General features: G+C 38.9%; 7 protein-coding genes. 2 read left to right on the forward strand and 5 right to left on the reverse strand.

What is annotated here, in order from left to right; genetic code table 11:
* Positions 1-428: 428 nt before the first annotated feature.
* Complete coding sequence (locus ACEN33_RS11230) at positions 429-1883, forward strand: hypothetical protein (RefSeq protein WP_407095122.1); 1455 nt, start codon at positions 429-431, stop codon at positions 1881-1883.
* 332 nt (positions 1884-2215) lie between these two features.
* Positions 2216-2548, forward strand: coding sequence for a nuclease-related domain-containing protein (locus ACEN33_RS11235; RefSeq protein WP_407095123.1), 333 nt, complete (start codon positions 2216-2218; stop codon positions 2546-2548).
* A gap of 404 nt (positions 2549-2952) precedes the next feature.
* Here ACEN33_RS11235 and sufB read toward each other — a convergent pair whose 3' ends face one another.
* From sufB to sufC, 5 genes are read right to left on the reverse strand one after another with little or no spacing between them, the layout of a single operon-like run.
* Positions 2953-4347, reverse strand: coding sequence for a Fe-S cluster assembly protein SufB (sufB, locus tag ACEN33_RS11240; RefSeq protein ID WP_407089699.1), 1395 nt, complete (start codon positions 4345-4347; stop codon positions 2953-2955).
* A 4-nt stretch (positions 4348-4351) separates the two neighbouring features.
* Positions 4352-4846 (reverse strand): Fe-S cluster assembly sulfur transfer protein SufU, encoded by a 495-nt coding sequence (gene sufU / locus ACEN33_RS11245; RefSeq protein WP_407095124.1) that lies wholly within the window; start codon positions 4844-4846, stop codon positions 4352-4354.
* Positions 4833-6104, reverse strand: a complete 1272-nt coding sequence (locus ACEN33_RS11250; protein WP_407095125.1) for an aminotransferase class V-fold PLP-dependent enzyme — start codon at positions 6102-6104, stop codon at positions 4833-4835. The genes sufU and ACEN33_RS11250 overlap by 14 nt, the downstream gene beginning before the upstream one ends.
* A gap of 35 nt (positions 6105-6139) precedes the next feature.
* On the reverse strand, positions 6140-7444 hold the full coding sequence (gene sufD, locus ACEN33_RS11255; protein WP_407095126.1) for a Fe-S cluster assembly protein SufD: 1305 nt from the start codon (positions 7442-7444) through the stop codon (positions 6140-6142).
* A gap of 9 nt (positions 7445-7453) precedes the next feature.
* A complete protein-coding gene (gene sufC, locus ACEN33_RS11260) occupies positions 7454-8224 on the reverse strand; it encodes a Fe-S cluster assembly ATPase SufC (protein WP_138404801.1) in 771 nt (256 codons plus the stop codon).
* Positions 8225-8512 lie beyond the last annotated feature (288 nt).

Raw genomic sequence — 8512 nt, forward strand, 5'->3', positions numbered from 1 at the left:
TCGATATTAATTGATTTCCACGAAAATTGGGAAAATAACGCTCGGACATTCTTACAAGTGTAATGTGCATGATGACCAGATGATATAACTACATTGAGACTTTTACACAAGATTATGGACTTGACACTTAAGAGGCCAAATATCAAGCAAAACTGGCTTAGTCCATCACCACGAGGCCCAAAAAATTATTTGTATCAGCCTCTTTACCTTTAAATTTTAAAAGCCAATGAACAGATTCCTTTTTGTGGATTATATTCGATATACCATCATATACAAATTTATTTTTAAGCACAGCTAATAAACAAATGGTTAAGTTAGTGGATATCGAATATAATAAATAAACAAGTTAACTAAGCTTGCTTATTATAAAGTTCTTTTATATCATCAATAAAAATATGTTTTTAAAAATTTTGTACAGGAGAAAAGATATGAAACTAACAATGAGATTGTGTCTGTTGTTGCTTTGTTCAAGCATGTTTTTTAGTCAGGCTCAGCTAGTGAATGCAGAGACCTTAGGTGAGCAACGTGAGCGGGTTATTTCTAGTTTGATGGAGGTTATAAATGGGGAAGTTACTAGAGAGGAAGCCGAGCTCTATTTAGCTGAGGAAGAAGCTAATATTTTATCAACAGGAGAGAAAAAAGGGTATCAATTTTATGGTATTGATGGGAAACATTCAACGGCACATAGTATGACTGTTTCAGATTATTTGAACAGATATTTTGAAGAGAATACAACAGAAGCCGAAAGGGAAAAAATATATCCTTTTGCAGTAGAGTTTGATAAGTTGCCAAAAAATATGAGGTTTTATCATGTAGATAATACTGAGCGAGAATTTGCTGACTTTGATGTAACTATTGAAGATAACAAAATTTCAATGTATTACAGTTATTGGGGCCCTAATCGATCAAGGCAGAATGCTCTTTATTTGGAAGGACATCCAGAAGTCAATGAAACAAAAGAGTTAGCGGTCAAAGAATCGAATGGTCAGGATGAAAGATTGGTTCATATTAATAGTCGAATTATTACTGAACCGTTACGAGATTGGCAATATATCATTTATTTCTTTTATAATAATCAAGGTGGGATTAGTTTATTGAAGTGGGATAATCATAATCAACCTGAAGTTTTTGAGGAATATGCGACCCTTGAGACTCGCGAAGAATTAGAAACTTTGGCAGCGAAGGAAAGAGGCGCTTCTACTATAGTACCGGGAGATTTAACTGAAAGTAATTGGTCAGTTCCTGAAGATTGGCGAATGTTATCCTCGCGACGAGGCGATATACCACCTGTAACGTGGGAACTACTGTCTACTCAATTAGATGAATTAGTTATTGAACCTGTCTTTCCACAAGATGGTTTAGTCACAGGTTATGTCAACCCATTATATAACATAGTGGTCACTATGACACAGACTATGAATGATGAGGTACTATCTGTCATTGAAACAACACCTAATGATGAGGGGTATTTTTCAATTGATGCCGACGCTGCGGTGGGGAGAGTTCCAACAATAACAATCCTAAATGAACAGGGACAACAAGTTTATGAAGCAGAATTGCCAATTGTACAGTACCAACCTACGGCGTTAGCACATGAATCGGGTTATCTAACGTTAGAACGGTATTTCGTAGGACAAAGTTATATTGAAGGGTATACTTATCCTTTTGCAGAAGTAAATATAATGCAATTAGACGGTTACGCTTCAACGGGCATCCCACCCATAACAGCGGATAGTAATGGTTATTTCTATGCGGATGTTAAAGCTCATCCAAATAATCTGACAACAAATGTTGTAACAGTTTCACATCCAGAAACATTGGAACCCATTACTGTTAGTCCATATCCTTGGACACAAGCTGAATTAGATAATGCAAACTGGTAGAAAATAAGGCACAATCCATGTTAGTAATGACTAATATGGATTGTGCCTTTTTATTTGGAAGATATTATTCGTTGCTGAATCGGTGAGGGGCCTGAAAATGAGTGGAAGTGACTTCGTGTGGGTATACGAGGCCGAATATCAGAGAAAACTGGCCTCGTCCATCATCACGAGGTCCAAAAACCAAAATTTACAAAAACAAATTAATGGAATCCTCTCTTTTTTACGTATATATAAATAGGACTAAAAAGGGAGGCTGGATTATATTGAATAAACTGCAATTTTTGGAGTGTTTGAGTGAGTATTACAAGTTACCTTAAAATTTGGAGTGGCGGTTGGAGAATTACCGGACGGGCTTTATTGGAGAGGGAGAATTTTTATTGATGCTATTGCCAGAGATTCCCAAAAATTGGGTTGTTTTAGCGGATTTGAACCTTTCGCTGCCTGCTGGACGTATGCAGATTGATGTTATGTTGATCTCGCCAAATAAAGTTTTTCATTTTGAAGTCAAGAATTTGCTTCAGAATTATGTATATGAAAATGGGATGTGGATGTGCAATGGGAGAGAGATCGGCAATGATTTCTTTATTCAGATGAAGCGAGAGCGTGGGAAGTTAGTTGAGAATCTTCTCAGTATAGGTGCAGAGTTCCAGTGGTATCGAAGTTAATATTGATCAACGAGGAAGGTACAGTCAACATTATGGATGCGGATCAGCAAAGTAACTATATTAAGCGTTGGCACGTTAAAGGAATATGTACATAATGGGGCTAAGTTATATATGGCGAATGAATTCGACTTGAAAGATGGGCAATATTTTGCTAGTGATTGGATAACTCGCTAAGGAAATGATGACTATCCAAGAAAATGAAGACCCACGATGTGGCGGCCTCTATTATCCTGAGCACCCAAGTAATCGGAACTAAATGGGAAATCAACACCAAAACATCACATCAATAAAGTCTCGATAGGGTGTTTTTCAACAAGTCATATTATCTAGTTAAAAAAAGCTTGAGCAGATTATATTGTCTTTGCTCAAGCTTTTTTGTGCGTTTGATATTGCAGTTAATGATTCTACCCAACCGATCCTTCCATCTCATAAGCGATTAAACGGTTCAGTTCAACGGCGTATTCAAGTGGTAATTCTTTAGCAAATGGTTCAACAAAGCCCATAATAATCATTTCAGTGGCAGTTGCCTCATCTAGGCCACGACTCATTAAGTAGAAGAGTTGCTCTTCTGATATTTTTGAGACTTTCGCTTCGTGTTCTAAGGTCACATTACTGTTATGGATCTCGTTGAATGGAATCGTATCAGAACGTGACTTTTCATCCATAATAATTGTGTCACATTCAATATGTGAGATTGAACGGTCACTGTTCTTGTCAAAGTAGACCTGTCCAAGGTAATCAACATTTCCCCCGTCTTTGGCAATCGATTTTGAAACGATTGAACTCGATGTATCTGGAGCCATGTGGAAGATTTTAGCCCCTGTATGTTGATGTTGATTCTCACCAGCGAAAGCAATTGATAAGACGGTTCCGCGAGAACCACGTCCATTTAAGAAGACACTTGGATATTTCATAGTGAGATTAGAACCAAGGTTCCCATCAATCCACTCCAGTGTTGCGCCTTCTTCACAGTGACCTCGTTTAGTCACGATATTGTAGACATTGTCTGACCAGTTTTGAATGGTAGAATAACGACAATAGGCGTCTTTTTTAACGACAATTTCAACTACGGCAGCATGTAAGTTGGCATATGAGAAAGTTGGGGCAGTACACCCTTCAACGTAATGAATACTTGCACCTTCATCTACGATGATTAATGTACGCTCGAATTGTCCAGACTTTTCATTGTTCATTCGGAAGTAAGTCTGCAGTGGAAGAGTTGTTTGTACCCCTTTTGGTACATAGATAAAGGTTCCACCACTCCATACAGAGCTGTTTAATGCTGCTTGGAAGTTATCTTCTGAAGGGACAACACTACCAAAGTATTCTTTAACCAATTCAGGATAATCGCGTAAGGCAGAATCCATATCCGTAAAGATGATACCTAAGTTCTCATATGCACTTTTCATACGTGTATATACTGCTTCAGATTCGTATTGAACTGTCGCTCCTGCCAAATAAGCACGTTCTGCTTCTGGGATACCAATCCGTTCGAAAGTCTTTTTAATCTCATCGGGAACATCATCCCAAGTACGAACAGGGCGGTTAGTTGCTTTTTGGTAATACGTGATGTCATTAAAGTCAATTCCAGATAGATCAGGCCCCCATTCTGGAATGGGTTTGTTCTTATATATTTCATAAGCTTTTAATCGGTAGTCTAACATCCATTCAGGTTCATCCTTCTCTTGGGAAATGGTTCGGATAACCTCTTCATTTAATCCCAATCCAGTCGAGAAAATAATCTCAGCATTATCTTGGAAACCAAATTCATAATCGCCGAGAACTGGTACGTCACTCATTGTATCACTCTCTTTCTATAATTCCTTCTTCTGTCTGAGCAATTTGACTCATGCCTAATTCAAGGGCTCTCCAAGCAAGTATGCCACATTTATAGCGTGCAGGAAATTTCTTAATACCTTCTAACAAGTAGGCATCTTGCAATACATCTTGTAATTGAGTCGTGTCCATTAAAGGTTTAGCTTGCGATTTCAGTTCTCCACCTATTAAATGGGTAAAGTTCTCTATAATCTCAAGCGCTTGCTCCTTTGTTTTGTTTTTTAACGTGTCACACATCATATCGGCGCTGGCCATACTAATGGCACAACCTTGGCCGGTAAAGCCAACTTCTTCAATTGTGTCATTATGCAGTGTGAATTCAACAACAATGGCGTCGCCACAAGTCGGGTTTAATAATTCAACACGCTGAGTGTAATGGGCAATCGGTTTTTTATGGCGCGGGTTCTTTGAATGGTCCATGATGACTTCTTTGTAAAGACTCGTTAGATCAAATAGAGACATAATCAAAAAACTCCTTTATTTTCTTTGTTACTAACAAAAATTGTTCAACTTCAGCGGCAGTATTGTACATACCAACACTCGCTCTTAAAGTAGCCGCGACATCAAGGTTGCGCATCAATACTTGGGCGCAATGATGTCCAGCTCGTACAGCAATACCTTCCATATCATAAGCAGAGGCTGCGTCATGGGGATGAATAGTAGTAAAGTTGAAACTAATAATACCATGAGGATTGCGTGCAATGATATCAGGGCTCTGGTAAAGTTCAATACCATCAATTTCTTGAAGCCCTTGGTACAACTGTTGGGTCAAAGCGGCTTCATGTTGAGCAATGGCTTCAACACCAATTTGGTTAATATATTCTAAGGCCGTTTGTAAGGCGATCGCTTGTGCAATCGGTGGGGTGCCGGCTTCAAACTTCCATGGTGAGTCTTTATAATTACTCTCATAATCACCGACAAAGTGGATCATCTCACCACCATATTGAACGGGACGTGCTTGTTGGTGGTGTCTTTCATTTAAGTAACAAATACCAACCCCAGTCGGACCATAAGCTTTATGCCCGCTAAAGCAATACGCATCAATACCTAGATCGTTCACGTTAATCGCTTGATGAGGGATTGCTTGAGCGCCATCAACAATGAGTAAAATATCGTGTTCGCGTGCCCATTCACTAAGAGCTTGGATCGGTTGTTCAACTCCAAGAACATTGGATACATGTTGGATCACGATGGCACGAATATTTTCTGTGTTTCTTTTCTTTAACACAGAAAGGTTAACTTGAAAATCCTCATTAAGCGCCATATATTCTAACTTTGCCCCCTTGCGTTGACAAAGTTCTTGCCAAGGCACTAGATTAGAATGATGTTCTAGAGGTGTTGTTAAAATAATATCATCGGTTTCTAGTTGGTCTTCAACAAGCCCTCTAGCAAGAAAATTAATCCCATCGGTGGTTCCACTCGTGAAGATCACTTCACTAGCATCCTTTGCCCCAATGAAGTTTGCAATATAATGCCGGCTTCCTTCGTAAGCACGTGTTGCTCGCTCGGCTAAAGTATGGACACCGCGGTGAATATTGGCATTATCATAGTGGTAGTAGTCGGCTAATGCTTCAACAACTGAATGAGGTGTCTGGGATGTAGCTGCATTATCAAAGTATATTAAGGGTTCATTATTGACACTTTGTTCTAAGATTGGAAATTGGGCTCGAATAGACTGGCTTTTCTCTTGAGAGAAGAGTCTTAAAGGTGTGAATGTCATGGTGTCACCTCCTAATAGTTGATACAGTTAATTTATTAATCATGGTTTAATGTTTTAAGTTTCTCATCAATGATCTCGACCATTTGTTGTCTTACTTTATTAGATGGCATTGTTTGAATCACTTGACCTAAAAATCCTCGGATGAGTAAGTATTCAGCTTCCTCGTGCTTTAAACCACGACTCATTAAGTAATACAGTTGCTCTTCATCAACTTGACCCACACTTGCGGCGTGACCAGCTGTGACTTCAAACTCATCAATATATAAGATTGGGTTTGTATCCGCACGGGCATCATCAGAAAGCATCATTACACGGCTTTCCTGTTGTGCATCTGCGCCCTTAGCATTCTTAACGATATGGCCGATACCGTTGAACGTTAGACGCGCTTGGTCAAGAATAACCCCATGTTGGAAGATGTTGGCAGTTGTATTCTTACCAACATTGAGGACCTTCGTGTTAATCGTCTGTGTCTGCGATTGGTTACTAATACTAATAACATCAACGTTGGATGCTGAGCCGTTACCATCTAAGACGGTATAGGTATCTAAGATTGTATCCCCATTATTCATAGCCGCCACTCCCCAAGAAATATTCGCATCAGGCTGTGTCAACCCGTAGCGACGAATGAAACTTGTCGTGTTCGCTCCAAGTGAATCCATTGAGACATACTTAACATTAGCCCCATTGAGAGCAATCACCTCAACAAATAAAGTGGCACTATTGGGCGTATCGCCGATCGTATTTGATTTCTCTAAGTATTCAACGCGACTATTCGTATCCGCTACAATTAAAATATGCTTGTTGAAGGCAAGTTTTTGACGACTGTCTTGTAGCAACACTGCTTCAATCGGCAAGTTCACTTCAACGTTTTTTGGAATATAGATGAATAATCCACCGTTCATAAAGGCTGTATGGTAGGCAGCAACTTTATCTTCTGTAGCTGAAATGGCACTGAATAGATGTGCATCCACTAATTCAGGAAATTCATTCATTGCAGTGAAGAGGTCTTGAATAATTACACCTTGCTCCACTAAGTCTGCTAGCACGAAATCAACATCCGTCGTATTACCACAGTGAGCAATGCGGGCACTCAGTTCTTGGTCATCCGAAAGCTTTAGGTTGTTTTTATAAGTAGAGACTAAGTCACTGGCACTGGCATTTGGACTTGCAATCACTTGGCTGAATAATTCCCACGTTGGGTAGCTCATACGCTCTATAAAAGGTAAAGGCAGTGTTTCCCAAGCAGCTAAGGCTTGTTGTTGTGCGTCTTGAAAAGATTGAGTAACGTTTGAGTATTGTGGAATTAAGCTTTTTTGTTCATGTAATGGTATTTGTGTCAAAGGTTTCACCTACTCTTTTAATTCAAAATCTAAGCCCAACTCTTTAACGATGCCGCGGTAACCCTCATCTTCCAGTCGTTTGGCTAATTCAGGACCACCTGATTTAACGATTTTTCCATCGATAATAATATGAACATAATCCGGTGTAATGTAGTTTAGTAATCGTTGATAATGCGTAATGATTAAAGCACCAAAGTTTTCGCCACGCATCTCATTTACACCACGTGAAACAACTTTTAAGGCATCAATATCAAGTCCTGAGTCAATTTCGTCTAGGATGGCGAAGGCTGGTTGAATCATCATTAATTGTAAGATTTCGTTTCTTTTCTTCTCACCACCTGAGAAACCTTCGTTCAAGTAACGTTCTGCCATTTCTTCCGGCATGTTTAAGATGGCCATCTTTTCATCGAGTTTTTTAATAAATTCCATGACACTCATTTTGTCATCGTCAGCGCGACGGGCATTAATGGCAGCTTTCATAAACTGGGCATTTGTTACACCAGGAATCTCGCTTGGGTACTGGACTGCTAAGAATAGCCCAGCTCGAGCACGCTCATCAACTTCCATTTCCAATACATTTTTACCATCTAAGTAAATTTCTCCTTCGGTCACTGTATAAGCTGGATTTCCCATGATCGCCGCTGCTAAGGTTGATTTACCCGTTCCGTTTGGTCCCATTATGGCATGGATTTCATCCGTATTAATGGTTAAGTTTAGACCTTTTAAAATTTCCTTGTCTTCAATTGATACGTGTAAGTTTTTAATTTCTAATGTCTTCATTGATACCCTCCAATTATTCAATAAAAATGATGGCTCCATACTTTATTTTATTAAATTAGCTAAATGAGCCGAGTGGCAAACGTTCATATAACTTTATTTTATATAATATAACACATAAAAAATTATAAAACTACTCTACTTTCACCCTATCTTTAATATTTAATGAGAGTGTAAAATATCTTGTGTAAATAGAAAAAAGGAAGCCCCTTCTGTAGAATAGAGTTACCACACTACATTCACAGAAAAGAGGACTTCCCTATGAACAATCTTACTACAGATATCTTACAG

Origin of the sequence: Ruoffia sp. FAM 24228 (assembly GCF_045528575.1) — a bacterium.
Classification (GTDB): domain Bacteria; phylum Bacillota; class Bacilli; order Lactobacillales; family Aerococcaceae; genus Ruoffia; species Ruoffia halotolerans.